We start from the raw sequence: 21,205 nt of genomic DNA on the forward strand, positions 1-21,205 counted from the left end.
ATTGATTAGGGAGCGAGTTGGAATCGTCGCCGTCCGCTCCCTATCCCCACCCTATGAGTACATTGAGGGTGGGGACTTCCGCGATACGTTAAATTTAGAGATTGAGGATTGACGAATAGTTATGTTCAACTACAATCCGTTAGACTGCCTACCTTCATCGGCAGAATTACCAGATTCAGATAATACCCCCGTGGATAACGAACTGCAAATATTAATTCCTAACTTATTGTTAGCCATCTTAGCTTCCATTTGGCAAAACCGCGATGACTGGTTTTTTGGGATTAATATGGGAGTTTATCATACACCCAGTAAAGAAGCTATAGTTCCTGATGGTTTCTTAAGTTTAGGCGTAGAACGTTTTGTTGGAGAAAATGGACGTTCTAGTTACGTTTTGTGGGAAGAAGAAGGCATTCCACCAATTTTAGCTTTAGAAGTTGTTTCTCAAACTTATAACGGCGAATATGAACATAAAAAAATTGATTATGCCGAATTAGGCATTTTGTATTATGTGATTTATGCACCAACTCGCCTCCGGCGTAGGCGTCAACGCTTAGAAGTTTATCGCTTAGTTGAAGGTAAATACATTTTACAACCAGGAGATAAAATTTGGATGCCAGAAATCGGTTTAGGTATTGGACGGGAACAGGGTACTTATCAAGGAAGGATGCGGGAATGGTTGTATTGGTATGATGAGCATGGTGACAGATACTCAACGCCTGAAGAACAATTGCAAAATCTGTTAGCCAGATTACAACAGCAAGGAATTGACCCGAACACGCTTTAAATACTTGATAGTTAACGTTTCAATCCCGTTGCCGGGAATCATTTATTTGAAAGCTTGCCCAAGTAGCTATCTAGCAGCCACTGTGCGTTTCAATCCCGTTGCCGGGAATCATTTATTTGAAAGTTAAAATGCAGGTTGAAGGTAGAGAAAAGTTTATGTTTCAATCCCGTTGCCGGGAATCATTTATTTGAAAGTCAAAAAGAATTAGCTGATTTTTTTGAAGCTTGTTTCAATCCCGTTGCCGGGAATCATTTATTTGAAAGTGATGCTTTAGGCAAAAAGGAGAGAGGGGTAGATGGTTTCAATCCCGTTGCCGGGAATCATTTATTTGAAAGTTATGTATCCTAGTAATTCGTGAGTGAATATCTGTTTCAATCCCGTTGCCGGGAATCATTTATTTGAAAGTCCGAATCTCCATTGGAAAAAAGTCCCAATACTTCGTTTCAATCCCGTTGCCGGGAATCATTTATTTGAAAGGTTTGTTCCCCTATAGCACAAGTTAGTCCTGATGAGGTGTTTCAATCCCGTTGCCGGGAATCATTTATTTGAAAGTTTTAACTTATCGTAATCTAGAAGTTTATAAACAGGTTTCAATCCCGTTGCCGGGAATCATTTATTTGAAAGTTCGACCACTGCCACTACTCCCCCTGTGGAGAGTTTCAATCCCGTTGCCGGGAATCATTTATTTGAAAGTTGGTGGATTGACAATCGTGGCGAATGGATTGATGTAAATGTTTCAATCCCGTTGCCGGGAATCATTTATTTGAAAGCTGGGATGTTGATTTGGAAGGATTTACCCAAAATTTTTGTTTCAATCCCGTTGCCGGGAATCATTTATTTGAAAGGCAAGGGAGTGAAGAGTACAAATCGGTATTCGCAGCCGTTTCAATCCCGTTGCCGGGAATCATTTATTTGAAAGAGCGATCGCCCTTCTCAATCAACGGCAATTCTTGTTTCAATCCCGTTGCCGGGAATCATTTATTTGAAAGAACTTCAGGGCATCTTCAATGCGTTCTGGGGGAAAATGTTTCAATCCCGTTGCCGGGAATCATTTATTTGAAAGTTAAGTCGCTTACTAATACAGTTGTACTGGAGGATAGGTTTCAATCCCGTTGCCGGGAATCATTTATTTGAAAGAAACCGACCTTTGGGGATTTTTGCCCCTAGGTCGTGTAGTTTCAATCCCGTTGCCGGGAATCATTTATTTGAAAGTTCGGATTTTGATATCATTCACGATCGCCTCCCACACCCGTTTCAATCCCGTTGCCGGGAATCATTTATTTGAAAGTTGAGCATGCCTCCCGTAGCTAGAGTTACGTTTTGTTTCAATCCCGTTGCCGGGAATCATTTATTTGAAAGTTGACGAACTGCTCACAGATTACAACTGAAGTGACAAGTTTCAATCCCGTTGCCGGGAATCATTTATTTGAAAGATGGGGAGAAATCCATAGATAGAGAAATAAAAGGTTTCAATCCCGTTGCCGGGAATCATTTATTTGAAAGGGCTGGACGCGATGCCCTAAATCCGCGATAAACCGTAGGTTTCAATCCCGTTGCCGGGAATCATTTATTTGAAAGCCTGTGAATATTTCGCTAGATATTCTTCCGACATTGTTGTTTCAATCCCGTTGCCGGGAATCATTTATTTGAAAGCGAAGTCATCTTTACAAACCATAGTAATCAAGAAATGTTTCAATCCCGTTGCCGGGAATCATTTATTTGAAAGCATACAACATTTATCAATGTTGTTAGGGAAATAATAGAGTTTCAATCCCGTTGCCGGGAATCATTTATTTGAAAGACCCCGGGTTGCTCCCCTGGTGGTTCTCCGGCTACGTTTCAATCCCGTTGCCGGGAATCATTTATTTGAAAGTAAAGGCGGCCGTCCCAAAGGTTCTACCAACAGTAAGTTTCAATCCCGTTGCCGGGAATCATTTATTTGAAAGTATGGATGAAACATCCAAAGAGAATATGATACATCTGTTTCAATCCCGTTGCCGGGAATCATTTATTTGAAAGCTATCCATATCATCTAGATAATCTTGGCTCTGACTATGTTTCAATCCCGTTGCCGGGAATCATTTATTTGAAAGTTGGTTTAACCTCAGCTTTATCGACGAGCTTCGATTGTTTCAATCCCGTTGCCGGGAATCATTTATTTGAAAGCGTATAGTCAGTAATGCTTTGGCGTAATCCGTGAAGTTTCAATCCCGTTGCCGGGAATCATTTATTTGAAAGTTTGATGAATTGTTGGCAGAACTGAAAGCAGAGTGTTTCAATCCCGTTGCCGGGAATCATTTATTTGAAAGTTGATAGAGATATTTCTCTTCGCCTTGAGTATCTGCGGTTTCAATCCCGTTGCCGGGAATCATTTATTTGAAAGGCAAGAATCGGTGGACTATTTTAAACCAAAGCTTCTGTTTCAATCCCGTTGCCGGGAATCATTTATTTGAAAGGGAAGAGGGATATTGGCTAAGTTTACTATCAGGTCGTTTCAATCCCGTTGCCGGGAATCATTTATTTGAAAGCCTTTAAAGTCATCCTATAGAACCCTACTAGTTGATGTTTCAATCCCGTTGCCGGGAATCATTTATTTGAAAGCCCAATACCGCGCCGCTCTCACCCGCTGTTAATTCGGGATTAAGTTTCAATCCCGTTGCCGGGAATCATTTATTTGAAAGTACAAAGGAATTTCGGCGGGGAAGGAAGAATATAATGTGTTTCAATCCCGTTGCCGGGAATCATTTATTTGAAAGATTTGAATCTCGTCGTAGGGTGGAGCGATATAAGAGTTTCAATCCCGTTGCCGGGAATCATTTATTTGAAAGTCCTTGTCTTCGCGGGACATTTCTGAGCAGTCATCGACATGTTTCAATCCCGTTGCCGGGAATCATTTATTTGAAAGCCCTACCGACCGATGGTAAGGTGTTTTGCTTTTGCGTGTTTCAATCCCGTTGCCGGGAATCATTTATTTGAAAGCAGGTTTCCTCTTGTTAGCTATTTCCGCGTAGCAGGTTTCAATCCCGTTGCCGGGAATCATTTATTTGAAAGCTTAACTTTCAAGCTTTGGCTAGAACCCAGACACAGTTTCAATCCCGTTGCCGGGAATCATTTATTTGAAAGAAGACCAGGAAGACGTAAAAGAAGCGATGAGGTATGTTTCAATCCCGTTGCCGGGAATCATTTATTTGAAAGATGTACTTTAGCACCTGGATTTGAAATTACAGTTTCAATCCCGTTGCCGGGAATCATTTATTTGAAAGTTAATCTGGGATTGCAGCTTATCACAACAGTCGCAAGGTTTCAATCCCGTTGCCGGGAATCATTTATTTGAAAGGCTGAACAGGTCAACGCCAAACTGTGCGATTTTATATGTTTCAATCCCGTTGCCGGGAATCATTTATTTGAAAGGGGAACTTCTAATTCTATAAGTCTTCCGTATGCTCGTTTCAATCCCGTTGCCGGGAATCATTTATTTGAAAGATGGGCAGCCCTCAATCCAACGCGACGCTTGTTCCCGCTGTTTCAATCCCGTTGCCGGGAATCATTTATTTGAAAGCTACTTAAGCCTTGACGACGAGATAATCTGTAAATGGTTTCAATCCCGTTGCCGGGAATCATTTATTTGAAAGTCCAGTTCATTAATTCTAATTACGTATATACGGTTTCAATCCCGTTGCCGGGAATCATTTATTTGAAAGATATAATTCTGAGGCTATTGAATGCGGCTGGAATGTTTCAATCCCGTTGCCGGGAATCATTTATTTGAAAGTGGTGCATTTTTAGCGCGGTAAGTATCGAGCCTTTGTTTCAATCCCGTTGCCGGGAATCATTTATTTGAAAGACGAAAACAACCCCGTGAAATACCTTCAAGAATTGGTTTCAATCCCGTTGCCGGGAATCATTTATTTGAAAGCAAGATTAACATCAGTACCCATTGGGTTCACGGTTGTTTCAATCCCGTTGCCGGGAATCATTTATTTGAAAGGGTAGACACTACAGGCAAGCACTTCCCATTGGTAGTTTCAATCCCGTTGCCGGGAATCATTTATTTGAAAGTCGGTATCGCAACATTAAATTCAGCGTCATAGTAAAGGTTTCAATCCCGTTGCCGGGAATCATTTATTTGAAAGTCTTTGACCTCATCAGCTACATCCTTGTGATGTTCGATGTTTCAATCCCGTTGCCGGGAATCATTTATTTGAAAGGTGGAATTCCCCCCAGGACCACCATCCGCAGGCCGAGAGTTTCAATCCCGTTGCCGGGAATCATTTATTTGAAAGTCCGCGAGCCACACCCTAATTATAGACCAAGTTCTAGAAGCAATTTTGGCAGGACTGTTTTAAAAGTCCATTTCAGCCATTGCTAACAGCGAACCAAAAAATACTCAAAACGCTGAAACTATTGAATTGTCAAGGTTCTGGCGATTTGGCGGGAGGTGGGGGGTTTTCGCCCGTGCTTTCCCATGCCAAAAATTTAGCTTTGCTTCAGATTATAAGCTCATTTTCTCACTTCGACAAAATGTAACTTGACAAAACTTATCCGCAGTCAAGAAAAGAAAAAACATTGATATCAAATTTTGATAACAACATTCCTCAAACCCGTACTAAACTGGGTGCAATAACACAGGGTAAGTAAGGTGAAGCTTTTTTTACAACCTCTCTACTCTCAACTCAACCCAGGAGTTGAGAACTGTCCCCTTGGGTGTACCTCTGAATGTATTGTCGCTCAAAAGGCTCCCAAGCTCCAGCCACCACCCGGATGTGCTTGTCCTCTATCATCGCACCAAGCAAAGACTTATAAAGAAATTATACATGGAGATGCAGATATTATCTGTAATCAATCTGCAACTGGTGATGGTAAGACCCTGAGTGCAAATTTACCAGGACTGCTCAATGCTGATTTTCGCATTATGGGGTTGTATCCCACAATCGAACTGGTGGAAGACCAAGCTGAACAGCAATATCACTATAATAATCTGTTTGGTTTAGATGCTTCTCAACGAGTAGACCGCTTATTTGGTGCGGAATTAAATAGGCGAGTTAAACAAGCTGTTAAGAGTAATAAGTTTCAAGAATTGCTATTGGCGATTCAACAAAAACCAATTTTGCTGACCAATCCTGATATTTTCCATTACATTACTCACTATCAATACCGCGATCCGGCTGATGGTATAGATAGACTACCCTTGGTATTGGCAGAATGGCCTGATTTGTGGGTGTTTGATGAGTTTCATATTTTTGGGAGTCATCAAGAAACTGCTGCTTTAAATAGTTTGGCTTTCATTCGCCGCAGCCAAGAAAATCAATCTCGTCCCAGACGGTTTTTGTTTACTTCCGCAACGCCAAAACCTGATTTTATCGAACAATTACGCAAAGCAGGTTTTAAGGTGGCTACGGTTGAGGGAGTTTATACAAGTGAGGAAACAACTGGGTTTCGCCAAATTCTGCAAGCTGTGGAATTAGAGTTTGTGGAATTAGCCAAGGATGCAGATACCCAGACATGGTTAAAAGAAATGATTCCCACCATTCAGCAAATTCTGAATGCGGAGTCAAAAGCCAGGGGATTGATTATTGTGAATTCGGTGGCGAAAGCTGGACAGGTGACTCGTTTGCTGAAGGCTTTATTACCAGGGGTGATCGTTCAAGAAATTAGCGGACGCATCGATCGCCAGCAAAGATTGCAGGTGCAAAGTGACTTGAAAGACGCAGAAGCCCCTGTTTTAGTTGTGGGTACATCTGCGGTTGATGTGGGTGTGGATTTTAAAATTCACCTGTTGATTTTTGAAAGCAGTGATTCGGCGACGGTGATGCAGCGTTTAGGACGTTTGGGTAGACATCCCGGTTTTAATGCTTACACAGCATTTATTTTGGTTCCCAGTCATACTCCTTGGGTGATGGCCAGATTGCAAGAAAAACTTAGTGTCAATCAGACAGTGACGCGACATAGTTTAGAAGATGCGATCGCTACTGCATTTGACCCACCCAAAGAGTTTGAAAAATATCGTCAGCGTTGGGGTGCATTGCAAGCACAGGGGATGTTTTCGCGGATGACTCAAGAAAATAGAAAGGTTAGTCAGGTAGTGCGCGATCGCATGACGGAAGACTTGCAGCGCGTATATTCTCAAGATTTTGAATCAGCACGAAAACAGTGGTTTGCAATGCAAAATAACCCTGTTGGTCAAGCCACCCAAAAACAACTTTTAAGTTTTCGGGGAGGTTCAACCCTGGAAGCTGCGGTTTGGGATGGTAATAACTTTTATACTTATGATTTACTGCGATTATTACCTTATGCGCGGGTAGAAATCATTAACCGCGAGACATTTTTAAATGCAGCGAATAAGTCAGGACGCGGTGAAGAAGAATTTCCAGAAGATTTTATCAACGTTTATCTTCGCATTCAGTCATGGGTTGACGAGCGAATTAATAATATTAGTTTGCAATCAAATCGTCCTAGTAGCGAATTAAAGTTTGGCGAACTTTCTTTAATAGATAAATTAAGCTTAATTGGACATCCTCAATCTGACGTGGTTACTTGTTTGCAGCAAAAGAAATTACTTACTTTCTTAGTCCCAGTCAACAAAAATAAATTAAGTAGCCATTGGGAAGTTAGCCGTACCCTTAATCTCAGTCCATTATTTGGTTTACATCGTTTAGTTGATGCTAGTGAAGAAGCTTATGCTTGTGCATTCAACCAAGATGCATTACTTCTCGAAGCTTTAAAATGGCGGTTAAAAAAATTCACTAGCACCCGCTTTGAATCTTCCATCTTTTAAAATTCCCCTCCGCGTTTCCCTCCGCGTTCCTTTGCGTTTAAAAAATATTCCCCCCAATTATGTCCACCTTACTCCAAACACTACTCATAGAAACCCTCCCAACAGATACAGACCCAATTCTGCATTTATATATCGAAAAATTACTACCATCTCTCGAACAAGAATTTGCCTTAATTTCAGCCTTGGGTGGTTCTTACGAATCACATTATCAAATATTATCTCAGCTTGGCGATCGCTATGCTCAAGAAAAAGCACAAAATTGGTCAAATCGGGCTGATCAAAATTTACTAGTTCACGTTCTCAATGGCTTACTCACAGCTTGGAACATCAGCAAATATTTACCTCAACCTTTATCAGAGATTGAAAAATATCTACTTTGTTTAGGATTAACATTGCACGATTACAACAAATATTGTAACGGACAAGGAGAAGAAACACCGAAAAATTATGAAGTCGAGAAAATTCTTAATCTCTGCCGTGATTTAGGAGAAAAACTCAACTTTGAATTATTTTGGCCAGAATGGCAGGAGTATTTAACAGAAATTGCTTATTTGGCACAAAATACCCAAAACAAAGTCGGCACAAATATTTACCCAGCTAACTGGCCTGTTCCTAAAATTAAAGACCGTCGCCGTTTAGAAGTTCCCCTGCGTCATCTGCTTGCTTTTGGCGATATTGCGGTACATTTTACCGATCCAGCAGATATAGATACGCAAACCGGAGGTCAAAGACTGCGGGAACGACTGCGGTATTTAAATATTAATAAAAGTTTGGTTTATCATCGCTTGCGAGATACCATTGGTATTTTGAGCAATGGTATTCATAATGCCACAATTAACTTTGCTAAAAAACTAAATTGGGAGCCAATTTTATTTTTTGCTCAAGGTGTAATTTATCTAGCACCAGCAGATATTGAAACTCCAAATATTAACGAACTCCAAGAATTTATTTGGAGTCAAATTAGCGGAGTTTTGGGTAGTAAAATGTTGGGTGGAGATATTGGTTTTAAGCGAGATGGGAAGGGTTTAAAAGTAGCACCGCAAACTTTAGAGTTATTTTCCCCAGCCGAACTAATTCCCAAGCTACCACGGGTAATTGAGGTCAAGGTAGCAAATATAAAAGACCCTGCAACCCCCAAACGATTAGAGAAATTATCTTTAACTGAAACTGAGCGAGAATTTCTCAATCAAGGTGCAGATATTCGCGCTGATAGGATTGCCGAATTTATTTTTATAACTCAAAAAGAATTTTTTGCTGATTCAACTGAATACATCAATTGGATACTAAATAAATTAGGAATTCAAGACAAAATCTCACCGGAACAAACCCAAATTCAATCGGGAGGTGTAAATTATGGCTGGTATCATGCAGCAGCATATTATGTTGCTAATCATGCAACTTTGAAACCAGAAGATATTTCAGAACGCATTGAAATTTGGGCGAAAGATTTAGCAAACTGGGCAAGTGAAAATAACTTATTACCGTCACATTCTAGCCCGATCCGCGATATTTTCTCTGATTATTTAGCGCAATATTTAGAAGTTAAAGGATGGGAAAGCAATCATCCATCATTTAGTGCAGAGTTTACAGCTTATACTGATGCTAAAACAAAGCTGGCTAAACAACCAATTTGTTCTTTAAGTTCTGGTGAGTTTGCATCGGAAGATCAGATGGATTCGGTAGTTTTATTTAAACCGCAGCAATATAGTAATAAAAATGCCCTTGGCGGTAGACAAATAAAACGGGGAATTTCCAAAATATATGCTATAGAAATGTTGCTGAGACAAGCTTTTTGGTCAGTACCAGCAGGGAAGTTAGAAGAACAACAGCCAGTATTTTTATATATTTTTCCTGCTTATGTGTATTCTCCACAAACGGCTGCTGCTATCAAATTATTAGTCAATAATATGAAATTTATCAATCTTTGGGATGTCCGCAAGCAATGGCTAGAGAAGGAGATGAATATTAAGGCTTTGCAATCAATCCCTTGGTTAACTGATGAAGCTAAATTAGGACGCTTTCATGAGGATAAATACAATAAAGAAGACTTGCCTTTTATCGCTATGAGTTACACGACAACAAGGGGAAAAACACTCAGCGATGCTTGGGTACAACCAGCTTTTTTGGCGTTATCGCTGCCTATATTACTAGGAGTAAAGGTCATAGCTACTAGTAGTTCTGTGCCAATTTATAACAGCGATCGCGATTTTAAAGAGTCTGTAATTCTCGATGCACCTGCATCATTTTGGAACTTGCTGGGATTATCTAATTCATTGCGGATTCAGGATTTTGAAAATGCTATGCAGCGACTTTTAATTGCCTACAGTTTGCATTTAGATACTCGCAGTTCGCCGCCAGATGCTAAGTGGCGAGATTTAATTAAAACAGTGCGGGAGGTGACAACAAATGTACTCAATATTTTTGGTTTAGCAACAGAAGGATTGCGACGTGATAAACGAGATATACCTAGTCAAGAAGAAGTTAAACGTTATTGGCAATATGCCCAATTCTGGGTAAAACAAGATAAATCAGAAACAAACCAAGGAGTCTATCTGATGACATTAATTGAAAAGGTTGTAAAACAATATCGCGTGTTTTATCAAGCAAGTCTCGGCGAATCTAGCCACACAATATTACTACCGCTATCCAAAGCATTGGAGATAATTTTGTCAGTTCCCCAACAAGTTGATGTGGATGATTTAATTTTGCAAGCCTCTGGACAAATCAAAGATGCTTTGGCGCGTCAAGAAGTTTATAAACGTCCTTTAATGATGGATAAATCAATAGATAGAACCACAAGAGAAGAACGGGAATTAACTGCAATTCATACGTTTATGACAACCTGTGTCCGCGAATTATTTTTGGGACTTTATAAAGGCGATCGCGCTTTATTACAAGAGAACCGCAACCGGATTAAATCGGGTGCTGAATTTGCTTATCGTTGGTTAGCTTTGCAAGATAAATCTGCAAAAGTATCCTAGACTTGCATTTTTTATTACCCTCTCAATCTAAATTATCAGGAGCAAAATTATGACTATTCTCACAACCTTAAAATCTGAATTTAAATCGGCATTTCCCCGCTTGGCTTCTGGGAAATATATTCACTTCATTATGTTACGTCATAGTCAATCATTCCCCGTATTCCAAACAGATGGAATCCTCAACACTGCACGCACTCAAGCGGGTTTAGGTAATACAGATGAAAGTAAAAAACAAATCAGTCGTTTGGTAATGTTTAAGCGCAAACAAACCACCCCGGAACGACTGGCGGGACGCGAATTACTCCGTGGTTTAAATCTTACCAGCGCGGATGAGGCAAATAAGGATAAACACTGTGAATATAATGGTGAGAGATCCTGTAAAAAATGTCCAGATTGTATTATTTATGGCTTTGCGATCGGTGATAGTGGTTCCGAACGTTCTAAAGTGTATTCTGACTCCGCTTTTTCTTTGAGTGCTTACGAAGCATCTCATCGCAGTTTTACATTCAATGCACCCTTTGAAGGTGGAACAATGAGTGAAGCTGGAGAAATGCGAAGCAGTATTAACGAATTAGATCACGTTATTCCAGAGGTAACATTTCCCACAATAGAAACTCTGCGGGACTCTACTTATGAAGGCTTTCTGTATGTTTTAGGTAATTTATTACGCACTAAAAGATACGGCGCTCAAGAATCGCGCACGGGAACAATGCGAAATTATCTTGCAGGGATTGCATTTTGCGATGGTGAAATCTTTAGTAATTTGCATTTGACTCAAGCACTTCACGATGCTTTAAAAGGTGATATAGATGCTCCCATTAGTGATGTTTTACAGCAAGTAGAAACGGTGGCGAATAATTTACTGAATGACGAACCAGTACGCAAAACAAAGTTAATTTTTGGTTCACAGTTAGATGATTTACTTACTGAAGTTAATGCACTCTATCAAGATGAAACGCGTTTAGTAGAAACTATAACTGCACTATATGGGCAAACTAAAGCCTATGCAGAATCTTTTGGGGCGTTGAAAAAGAAAGGTAAAAGTAATTCGTAATTATCTCGTTTATCTCGTTCCCAGCCTCCAGGCTGGGAATGCATTCCCTAGAGGCTCCGCTTCCCATAAAAATGAGGCAGAGCTATGTAACGAGGAAGTGCATTAATAACACACTCTACTTGTAGAACATCGATTCAGTAATCAAAAACCTAACCCCCCAGCCCCCTTCCCTTGTAGGGAAGGGGGAGCAAAACTCCCCTTGGAAAAACTCAGCAGCAAAACTCCCCTCTCCGCCTCGGAAAGGGGTTGGGGGAGAGGTTCTTTCAGTAAATTAAGGTGCGTTAGCCTACGGCATAACACACCCTACTTTTAAAATCAAAAATTGCTTGCTATGGCACTATATCACTGCACTTTGACGCTACATGATAACGTTTTCTTCGCTACGCGGGAGATGGGAATTCTCTATGAAACTGAAAAATATTTACATAATTGGGGGCTAAGTTTTGCACTTTTTACTATTAATTACATTCCTCAACCATACCGACTGCAAGGGGAATTAGCACAAAAACCAACATATTTAGATGCTAGTGCTGAACAAAATTTGCTCCATCTCAATCAAGCCGGAATTTATGTATTCCCTGCTCAACCTATGAGTTGGTCGTATCAAATTAATACTTTTAAAGCGGCTCAAGTTGCGTATTATGGCAAATCAAAACAGTTTGGCGATAAGGGGGCGGAGAAAAATTACCCTATTAATTACGGAAGGGCTAAAGAATTAGCTGTAGGTAGTCAATATCGTACTTATATTATCGCCCCAGAAACTATCAAATTACCGCGTTGGATACGTTTGGGTAAATGGGCTTCCAAAATCAGAGTTGAAGCTTTGAAAATTCCTGATAAAGTCATTCAAAATAAATCTGGTGAATACACCTGTTTGCATCCTTTAAACCCCTTAGATTTACCAACTACAACTCGAATTATACTTTACAACCGGATTGTTATGCCTCCTGTGAGTTTGGTAAGTCAGGCGCAGTTACATGGTGAATATTTAGTAACCAAAAAAGATGATTGGCAAGATTTTAAGTCAACATTGACTACCCAGCAATATCAACAATTACCAGAAGAAATTCATCTACCAACAGGAATATTTTATGGAGCCGGAAATATCGTTGCAACAGCATAAATTTTCGACATTACATTCAATTGTTGTTGAACTTGCGGCTGCGGCTGTGGGGGATATTCCCCCTACTTTATCTCGTGCATTACACGCGCTAGTACTCAAATGGTTAGCAGCAGCAAACCCATCTGTAGCTGAAACTATCCATGCAAGTCAAAATCCACCATTGACTATTTCGCCTTTGTTAGGAAATCGCCGTCAAGGTGGGGTGCGGGTGGGAGATTATTTTTATTTTCGCATTACTTTATTGGATGGTGCTTTAGTTGAACCATTGATGCGCGGATTTGAATGTTCAGAAACCCAATCTTTAGTATTAGCAGATTTTCTGTTTGTACTGCGTCATCTCTACGCGCTACCGGGAATGCACCAATTAGCAGGTGCGGCTGATTATGCTTTATTATCTCATCCAGCAGAGGTTTTAACTGATATTGAATTGCATTTTTTATCTCCTACTAGCTTTAAGCAAAATCAAGCTGTACAGACATTTCCGCTACCCGAATTAGTGTTTAATTCGCTGCATCGGCGGTGGAATATTTTTGCACCGGAACAATATCATCTTCCTAATTGTGAATGGAATGCTTTGGTTACAGCCTACGAACTCAAAACCTATGCCCTGAAGATGGAAGGAGGTACGGAAGTTGGGGCGCAGGGTTGGGTTTGTTACCGATTTAGTGATGCTGAAACGGCACGAATTGCCACGATTTTGGCAAATTTTGCCTTCTTTGCTGGAGTAGGGCGTAAAACTGCGATGGGAATGGGACAGACGCAAATAGCGAATTCAAAATTCAAAACTTGTACTGAGCGTAGTCGAAGTATTCAAAATTCAAAAAAAGTGAAAAGATAAATGAATGAACAATATTATCTACCCCTAGCTTATTTAAATGCTTGGGAATATTGCCCGCGTCGTTTTTTTCTGGAATACGAACTTGGGGAAAATGCCGATAATGAACACATAATTATTGGTCGCCATCTGCACCGCAATGTTGATGATGAAGGTAAATCTGTTGAAGGTGAGAAGGTAATTTATCGACATCAGTGGGTGTGGTGCGATCGCCTCCTGATCAACGGTATCATTGATGCAGTAGAAGAAATAGATCGCCAGCTTATCCCTTTGGAATTTAAAAAGGGGCGGATGTCCAACCATCTCAACGACCATTTTCAACTCTGCGGTGCGGCTTTGTGTCTAGAAGAACGCACCGGAGATTCCATTCCTTATGGAGAAATTTTTTACTACGCCAACCGCCGCCGCCAACGAGTAATTTTTACACCCGAATTGCGACAAGCCACAGAGCAAGCAATTCAGGCGGCGCGGGCTGCACTTGGCAAAGCAATGCCACCACCAATTGACCACCCGAAAAAGTGTCAAGATTGCAGCTTGCAGAAAATTTGCTTGCCAAAAGAAATCAAAAAATTACGTCTGGAAAGCCTTCTCTAAACCTCTCCCCCCGCAATACGGTTCGGTTAAGGGAAGAGACGCGATAAATCGCCGTCTCTACAAAGGACTGATTATTGTCAAGACGGCGATTTATCGCGTCTTTGTGATCTAGGATCTGTCATGAAAAAACCTTATCCGAACCGTATTGTCTCCCCTCGCCCCTCGGTGTCACAAGTTGAATTACCCCCCTTAATCCCCCCTTAGAAAGGCAGGGCTGATTCATTCCCCAAAAGACCTTAATTTACAAGCGTATCAGTCAAAAAAATCAGGTTTTTAAACACTCTAATTGGGTCAAAAACCAGGCGATCGCACTTAAATTTACCGATTGAAACAGTAATTTTTCGATTACCAACTCACTAAATTTTCTGGTTGATACTCTTGACAAAATTCTGATCTGAACGAATGAAACAGCCCTGCCCTTAGAAAGGGGGGAAAAAGAAATCTAGTTCCCTCCCCTTTATAAGGGGAGGGTTAGGGTGGGGTAATTCGACAGACTTGTGTGTACATAGCGCTGCAAGAAAAGAGCCTTTAACTAAATCCCCACTTCCCTTGTAGGGAAGTACGGGGGTTAAGTCTTAAACAATTACAAAGGAAAATTATGTCTATTCTCTACGTCACTCAACCCGATGCAGTTTTAAGTAAAGTTGCGGAAGCTTTTAAGGTCGCCTTAAAACAAGAAGATGGCAACTGGGAGAAAAAATCGGTTCCCGCCCAAACTGTCGAACAAGTCGTATTGATGGGAAATCCCCAGATTACTGGCGATGCTTTAGTATATGCTTTGGAATTGGGAATGCCTGTACATTACCTTTCAGGTTTCGGTAAATACTTAGGTTCGGCGCTTCCTGCATACTCGCGTAATGGTCAGTTGCGGCTAGCACAATATGGTGCTTACTGTGATGCAGCCCATCGTTTGGATATTGTCAAAACTATTGTGACGGGCAAAATCCACAATCAATATAGTGTTTTATACCGCCACGACCAAAAAGACAATCCCCTAAAATCTCGCAAACAGCTAGTCAAAGAAAAAACAACCCTCGATGAAGTACGTGGTGTTGAAGGATTGGCGGCGCGAGAATATTTTGCGGCTTGGCCGGTGATGCTTGAAGAACAATGGTCATTTAATGGCAGAAATCGCCGTCCTCCTACTGATGCGGTCAATGCTTTATTGGGGTTTGCTTATGGACTTTTGCAAGTTCAGGTAACGGCTGCGGTACATCTAGCTGGTTTAGACCCCTACGTTGGTTATTTGCACGAAGCCACTAGAGGACAACCTGCAATGGTTCTCGATTTAATGGAAGAATTTCGCCCCTTGGTTGCGGATAATTTGATACTTTCGGTTATCAGCCATAAAGAAATTAAACCCGATGATTTTACTGATAATCTCGGTGCTTATCGACTTTCGGAAGCCGGACGCAAACAGTTTTTGCAAGCGTGGGAACGAAAAATGAAGGACGAGTTTAAGCATCCTACCTTTGGCTATCATTGCAGCTATCGTCGTGCTATTGAATTGCAAGCACGTTTATTAAGTCGGCATTTACAAGAAGGGGTTCCCTATAAAGCCCTGACACTGCGATGAGTACTTTGTTTTACCTGATAATTTACGATTTGCCCGATAGTAAAGCAGCGAATAAGCGGCGAACAAAACTACATAAAATGCTTTCCGGTTATGGAACCTGGACACAGTACAGCGTTTTTGAATGTTTTTTGACTGCCATGCAGTTTGCTAAACTAAAGGTGCAAGTTGAAAATTTGATTAAACCAGCCGAAGATTCAGTACGTATCTATGTTTTGGATGCTGGAGCGGTGCGTAAGACTATTACCTACGGTTCCGAGCAACCTCGACAAGAAGAGACGATAATACTATGATGTTGATATAATGCTGGTGGAGTTTTTTGGCAGGGCAAAGCACGGGCGAAAACCCCCCACCTCCCGCCAAATCGACAGAACCTTGACAATTCAATAGTTTCAGCGTTTTATGTATGAATGTAGAGCCTACTTATGAATCCCGGAAACGGACTTTTAAATTAGACCTGCCAAAATTGCTGGTGGGAATGGCTCTATATTTAGCTTCTGGCTGGCGGGCTTTCAAATAAATGATTCCCGGCAACGGGATTGAAACAGGATACTACCGTTGCTGGGGTGAGGAAAGCAGAGCTTTCAAATAAATGATTCCCGGCAACGGGATTGAAACCATTTCCCCTAGATCGGTGTACTTTGAGATGTCTTTCTTTCAAATAAATGATTCCCGGCAACGGGATTGAAACCGCCAGGGAGGAATGGTATTGACGTGAATCCAGCTTTCAAATAAATGATTCCCGGCAACGGGATTGAAACAAATTGAACCAAATAATTATTGATGCAACAGGATCTTTCAAATAAATGATTCCCGGCAACGGGATTGAAACCCGTGTATATACACGGCACAAATCAGGAATTCTTGCTTTCAAATAAATGATTCCCGGCAACGGGATTGAAACACTTATCCGGGCAAGGCACGGGTGAGCGGGAACAACTTTCAAATAAATGATTCCCGGCAACGGGATTGAAACTGCTCCACCTAATGATGGTGGGAATACCATCCCTTACTTTCAAATAAATGATTCCCGGCAACGGGATTGAAACAAACGTACTTCGATTTATTAGCTGAACATGGAATAGCTTTCAAATAAATGATTCCCGGCAACGGGATTGAAACTTGCTCTGCAAGATTCCAAGATATCCCGTTAAGGTACTTTCAAATAAATGATTCCCGGCAACGGGATTGAAACATTCCATCATTCCAATGCCGGAAAACAGAGTGTACCAACTTTCAAATAAATGATTCCCGGCAACGGGATTGAAACAAACAGATGTCTCGGAAGGGAGAGGGCAGAAGGCAGGACTTTCAAATAAATGATTCCCGGCAACGGGATTGAAACATTACAATATATTTTGGCGATCTTTTAAAGTCTACCTTTCAAATAAATGATTCCCGGCAACGGGATTGAAACTCTAAACAGATGGCGCGGCCATCATTGAGTTTGACCTTTCAAATAAATGATTCCCGGCAACGGGATTGAAACATGTTGTTTTCTTCGGAAAATAACTAGCGGCGGCGACTTTCAAATAAATGATTCCCGGCAACGGGATTGAAACGAACCTTATAGAGTTCCGAAGTGTTCACGCGTCAACTTTCAAATAAATGATTCCCGGCAACGGGATTGAAACACCCGCTACCGCATTAATCTCCTGCAAGATTACCAGCTTTCAAATAAATGATTCCCGGCAACGGGATTGAAACATTACCAATGCTCAAACACCAGGCGAATGGGTGTACGACTTTCAAATAAATGATTCCCGGCAACGGGATTGAAACTCTAATTGAAGCCTTAAAACTTTGGCTAATTGTTCAGCTTTCAAATAAATGATTCCCGGCAACGGGATTGAAACTACCGGCGAACGCTGGGGAGCTTTAATTCAACTGAACTTTCAAATAAATGATTCCCGGCAACGGGATTGAAACTAATAAGAAGATCCTTTTATTGAGGCAACCGCAGCACTTTCAAATAAATGATTCCCGGCAACGGGATTGAAACAATCTAAATGACTAGCTAACCTATATAGTGCATCCTTTCAAATAAATGATTCCCGGCAACGGGATTGAAACAATTTATGAGTTTTCGTTTGATCTAGTAGTCGTTGGCTTTCAAATAAATGATTCCCGGCAACGGGATTGAAACACTTCTTATCAAACTGTATTGGAGTTACTTCTTCTACCTTTCAAATAAATGATTCCCGGCAACGGGATTGAAACCATTGAATTGTTTTGCAAACCTTAAAACCATGCTTTCTTTCAAATAAATGATTCCCGGCAACGGGATTGAAACGCTCAATTCCGCGTACTGATGAGTAAAAAATGCGCTTTCAAATAAATGATTCCCGGCAACGGGATTGAAACTTCCAAATCCGGCAGTAATTCCCCAATTAGTTGCCTTTCAAATAAATGATTCCCGGCTACGGGATTGAAACATAAAGATTTTCAAGCTAGGTTTAAGAATCATCAAGCTTTCAAATAAATGATTCCCGGCAACGGGATTGAAACTAAATGTTCCAGTTTTATGTAAAACAAGCACACTTTCAAATAAATGATTCCCGGCAACGGGATTGAAACTCATAAGTAGATGCGGAATCTATCAGAAATTAAGCTTTCAAATAAATGATTCCCGGCAACGGGATTGAAACTTTCGATGTCTTCAATTTTCATTATTTTTGAGAGAGTGCTTTCAAATAAATGATTCCCGGCAACGGGATTGAAACGGTTTGAAGGGTTCGCGAATAGTTTTATTTTTAAGACTTTCAAATAAATGATTCCTGGCAACGGGATTGAAACCATCAACACATCTTAGAGTAGTAATTATAGCGCTTCTCTGTTGAGTGCAATACAGACCTAACCCCCAGCCCCTTCCCTACGAGGGAAGGGGAGTAAGATTCAAAGCCTCTCTCCTTTTAGGAGAGAGGTTTGGAGAGAGGTCAAAGTGTATTGCTTCCATTGGAGAACCGCTATAGAATTCTATATTTTTTTCATGGTCAAAACGTAGTAATTTTAGCTCATGCCATCATTAAAGAGGATAACCAAGTTCCAGATCGAGAAATTGATTTAGCATTAACATACAAAAATTTATTCATACTCAATTCAGAAGTTCATACTTATATCGAACCAGAGGAAGAAACAGATGAAGAAAACTAATGATGCACTGAAAATAATTAAAACAATGATGAAGTCAGATCCAGAATTACAAGAGATGGTTAGAGAATCATCAATAAATGCTCAAGTATCTCAAATCATCTACGATGCACGCAAACAAGAGGGGCTAACCCAGCAACAACTAGCCGCAAAAGTCGGTACTACCCAGTCAGTCATTGCTCGATTGGAAGATGCTGACTATGAGGGACATTCTTTGTCTATGTTGGCTCGGATTGCAGCAGCTTTAAATCAAAAAGTAGAAATTAAAATGTCACCTAAAGAGTAAGAATTCCGGAGTCAGAATAGCGGAAAGATTAGGAAAAGTTCTGAAACAAAAATCAATATGCCCTTTCTGACAACAACACCAAACTTTCAAATAAATGAAACCCGTTCGCGGGATTGAAACAAAAAATCCTAGCAACCGGCACAATAGTAGTTGGAATAATTTTGAAAACATATCGTTAACAATCCCGATGCTTTAGGCTAGAGAATGTCAAAAGCCAAAAAAGTTATATGAATGCTGAAGATTTTTTTAAACAAGGATTAAACCACAATCTGCAAGGTGACTATCAAGCCGCGATCGCAGCTTACACCCAAGCCATCAAGCTAAACCCTGACTATGCCGAAGCTTACCATAATCGCGGGCTGATTTTAAGCGGTCAACTCAAAGATTATCGCAGTGCGATCGCAGATGATAACCGCGCCATCGAAATCAATCCCAATTTTGCCACAGCCTATTACAACCGCGCTAATGCTCGTTACTTTCTAGCCGATTATGAAGGTGCGATCGCCGATCATAACCAAGCATTACAAGTAGATCCCAATTTAGCCCAATCTTACCACAGCCGGGGAAATGCCTACTTTGCTTTGGCAGACTATGACAAAGCGATCGCCGATTATCTTCAAACTATAGAAATGAGTACCCAATTAGCTGATAATATCAATATTGATGTTGCCAACGCTTATCATAATCGGGGTGTAACTCGTTTTGAACGTGGCGATCATCAAGGAGCCATCGCCGATTTTCAGCAAGCTTTACAATGGCATCCCCATTTTGCCGCAGCTTACAGCAATCGCGGCAATATTCACCAGATTTTAGGAAATTATCACGAAGCGATCGCTGACCATAATCAGGCATTACAATTAGATCCTAACTTGGCGGAGGCTTATCATAACCGAGGTAATGCCCACTACGCTTTAACAGATTATCAAAGTGCGATCGCCGATTACAACCACGCCCTCAAAATTAACCCCAGCTTTGCCGGAGCGTACTATAATCGGGGTCTTGTCCTTGCTCACCTCAAAAACTATCACCGAGCAATTGAAGACTTTAACCAAGCATTAAAGCTGAATCCTGATGATGTGCAAGCCTATTGTGAGCGTGGTCTGGTTCGTAGTACTCTTGAGGATTATGAAGGTGCGATCGCAGATTATGACCAAGCCTTACAAGAAAATCCGACTCTCGCTTTAGTATACGGCTTTCGGGCTAATGCTCTTCGGCGATTGGGAGACTATCAAGGTGCAATTGAAGATAGCAATCGCCTATTACAACTCAATCCTAATTTAGCAGAAGGATATTGCGATCGCGCGGCGGCTCGTCGTTCTTTAGGAGATCATAAAGCCGCAATTAAAGATTACGATCGAGCATTGCAAATTAATGATAACTTAGCCGCAGCTTACTATGGTCGGGCTATTGCCCGTGAAGCCCTGCAAGATTTACGAGGAGCAATTGATGATAATACTCAAGCCATAGAACTGGTTCCTGATTTTTCCCAAGCTTATTGCAATCGGGGAAATGCTCGTCGGATTTTAGGAGATGAACAGGGAGCGATCGCAGATTATAATCAAGCTTTGCAAATTAATCCTAATTTAATTGAAGCATATTACAACCGAGGCTCTACCCATTATGCTTTAGAAGCTTATGAAAGTGCGATCGCAGATTACACCCAAGCTTTACAAATAAATCCCCAATCTGCTGCATTTTACAGCGATCGCGCTAATGCTCACTATGCCCTAGAAGATTATCAAGGGGCAATAGAAGATTATAGTCGAGCGATCGCCATCGACCCCAGCTTTGCCGAAGACTGGTACAATCGTGGTCGTAGCCGTTCTCTGTTGGGAGATTTACAAGGAGCGCTTGCAGACTTAAACCAAGCCTTACAGCGTCAGCCTAATTGGGCTTCCGCTTACATTCTTCGGGCAGATGTCTATCGAAATTTGGGAGACCCTCAAGGAGCAATTAGCGATTTCCAGAAATCCGCAGACTTGTATTACCAAGAAGGAAATATCCAGTATTATCAACAAATTATTGAGCTAATTGAACAGCTTTGAAGAAC

Annotated in this window: 12 protein-coding genes and 2 CRISPR repeat arrays; all 12 genes read left to right on the top strand. The window is 41.0% G+C overall.

All coding sequences use genetic code 11. The features are described from left to right. The first annotated feature begins 121 nt into the window (after positions 1–121). The 12 genes from V7K97_RS03595 to V7K97_RS03650 all read left to right on the top strand — a co-directional run bounded on the left by V7K97_RS03595 (position 122) and on the right by V7K97_RS03650 (position 21,200). The gene (locus V7K97_RS03595) at positions 122–784 is read left to right on the top strand and encodes a Uma2 family endonuclease (RefSeq protein WP_334799329.1); all 663 of its coding nucleotides are present in this window, start codon (positions 122–124) and stop codon (positions 782–784) included. 16 nt (positions 785–800) lie between these two features. Next, a CRISPR array of direct repeats spans positions 801–5,067; the repeat unit is 37 nt; unit sequence GTTTCAATCCCGTTGCCGGGAATCATTTATTTGAAAG. A 356-nt stretch (positions 5,068–5,423) separates the two neighbouring features. Beyond that, positions 5,424–7,559, top strand: a complete 2,136-nt coding sequence (gene cas3, locus V7K97_RS03600; protein WP_334799330.1) for a type I-D CRISPR-associated helicase Cas3' — start codon at positions 5,424–5,426, stop codon at positions 7,557–7,559. A gap of 59 nt (positions 7,560–7,618) precedes the next feature. Continuing rightward, a complete protein-coding gene (gene cas10d, locus V7K97_RS03605; RefSeq protein ID WP_334799331.1) occupies positions 7,619–10,540 on the top strand; it encodes a type I-D CRISPR-associated protein Cas10d/Csc3 in 2,922 nt (973 codons plus the stop codon). A 49-nt stretch (positions 10,541–10,589) separates the two neighbouring features. Next, the gene (gene cas7d, locus V7K97_RS03610; protein ID WP_334799332.1) at positions 10,590–11,594 is read left to right on the top strand and encodes a type I-D CRISPR-associated protein Cas7/Csc2; all 1,005 of its coding nucleotides are present in this window, start codon (positions 10,590–10,592) and stop codon (positions 11,592–11,594) included. A gap of 331 nt (positions 11,595–11,925) precedes the next feature. After that, positions 11,926–12,717, top strand: a complete 792-nt coding sequence (gene cas5d, locus V7K97_RS03615) for a type I-D CRISPR-associated protein Cas5/Csc1 (RefSeq protein ID WP_334799333.1) — start codon at positions 11,926–11,928, stop codon at positions 12,715–12,717. After that, positions 12,686–13,555 carry a CRISPR system precrRNA processing endoribonuclease RAMP protein Cas6 gene (gene cas6, locus V7K97_RS03620; RefSeq protein ID WP_334799334.1) on the top strand — a complete coding sequence of 290 codons (870 nt, stop codon included), beginning with the start codon at positions 12,686–12,688 and terminating at the stop codon, positions 13,553–13,555. The genes cas5d and cas6 overlap by 32 nt, the downstream gene beginning before the upstream one ends. Further along, complete coding sequence (cas4, locus tag V7K97_RS03625; protein ID WP_334799335.1) at positions 13,556–14,146, top strand: CRISPR-associated protein Cas4; 591 nt, start codon at positions 13,556–13,558, stop codon at positions 14,144–14,146. A 598-nt stretch (positions 14,147–14,744) separates the two neighbouring features. Then, entirely contained in the window at positions 14,745–15,722 is a 978-nt protein-coding gene (cas1d, locus tag V7K97_RS03630) for a type I-D CRISPR-associated endonuclease Cas1d (protein ID WP_334799336.1), read from the top strand. After that, positions 15,719–16,012 carry a CRISPR-associated endonuclease Cas2 gene (gene cas2 / locus V7K97_RS03635; protein ID WP_015127537.1) on the top strand — a complete coding sequence of 98 codons (294 nt, stop codon included), beginning with the start codon at positions 15,719–15,721 and terminating at the stop codon, positions 16,010–16,012. The genes cas1d and cas2 overlap by 4 nt, the downstream gene beginning before the upstream one ends. Positions 16,013–16,228: 216 nt before the next feature. Continuing rightward, a CRISPR array of direct repeats spans positions 16,229–18,515; the repeat unit is 37 nt; unit sequence CTTTCAAATAAATGATTCCCGGCAACGGGATTGAAAC. Positions 18,516–18,644: 129 nt separating this feature from the next. Then, positions 18,645–18,872, top strand: a complete 228-nt coding sequence (locus V7K97_RS03640; protein ID WP_334799337.1) for a type II toxin-antitoxin system RelE/ParE family toxin — start codon at positions 18,645–18,647, stop codon at positions 18,870–18,872. After that, positions 18,859–19,155, top strand: coding sequence for a helix-turn-helix domain-containing protein (locus V7K97_RS03645; protein WP_334799338.1), 297 nt, complete (start codon positions 18,859–18,861; stop codon positions 19,153–19,155). Before V7K97_RS03640 ends, V7K97_RS03645 begins: the two co-directional genes overlap by 14 nt. A gap of 227 nt (positions 19,156–19,382) precedes the next feature. After that, entirely contained in the window at positions 19,383–21,200 is a 1,818-nt protein-coding gene (locus tag V7K97_RS03650; RefSeq protein ID WP_334799339.1) for a tetratricopeptide repeat protein, read from the top strand. The last annotated feature ends 5 nt before the right edge of the window (positions 21,201–21,205 follow it).

Origin of the sequence: Nostoc sp. (genome assembly GCF_036917815.1) — a bacterium.
Taxonomy (GTDB): domain Bacteria; phylum Cyanobacteriota; class Cyanobacteriia; order Cyanobacteriales; family Nostocaceae; genus Nostoc.

Coding starts and splice junctions, on each gene's coding strand:
- V7K97_RS03595 (WP_334799329.1), top strand. CDS start 122: ATGTTCAACTACAATCCGTTAGACTGCCTACCTTCATCGGCAGAATTA.
- cas10d (WP_334799331.1), top strand. CDS start 7,619: ATGTCCACCTTACTCCAAACACTACTCATAGAAACCCTCCCAACAGAT.
- cas6 (WP_334799334.1), top strand. CDS start 12,686: ATGGAGCCGGAAATATCGTTGCAACAGCATAAATTTTCGACATTACAT.
- cas5d (WP_334799333.1), top strand. CDS start 11,926: ATGGCACTATATCACTGCACTTTGACGCTACATGATAACGTTTTCTTC.
- cas1d (WP_334799336.1), top strand. CDS start 14,745: ATGTCTATTCTCTACGTCACTCAACCCGATGCAGTTTTAAGTAAAGTT.
- cas4 (WP_334799335.1), top strand. CDS start 13,556: ATGAATGAACAATATTATCTACCCCTAGCTTATTTAAATGCTTGGGAA.
- cas2 (WP_015127537.1), top strand. CDS start 15,719: ATGAGTACTTTGTTTTACCTGATAATTTACGATTTGCCCGATAGTAAA.
- V7K97_RS03650 (WP_334799339.1), top strand. CDS start 19,383: ATGAATGCTGAAGATTTTTTTAAACAAGGATTAAACCACAATCTGCAA.
- V7K97_RS03645 (WP_334799338.1), top strand. CDS start 18,859: ATGAAGAAAACTAATGATGCACTGAAAATAATTAAAACAATGATGAAG.
- cas7d (WP_334799332.1), top strand. CDS start 10,590: ATGACTATTCTCACAACCTTAAAATCTGAATTTAAATCGGCATTTCCC.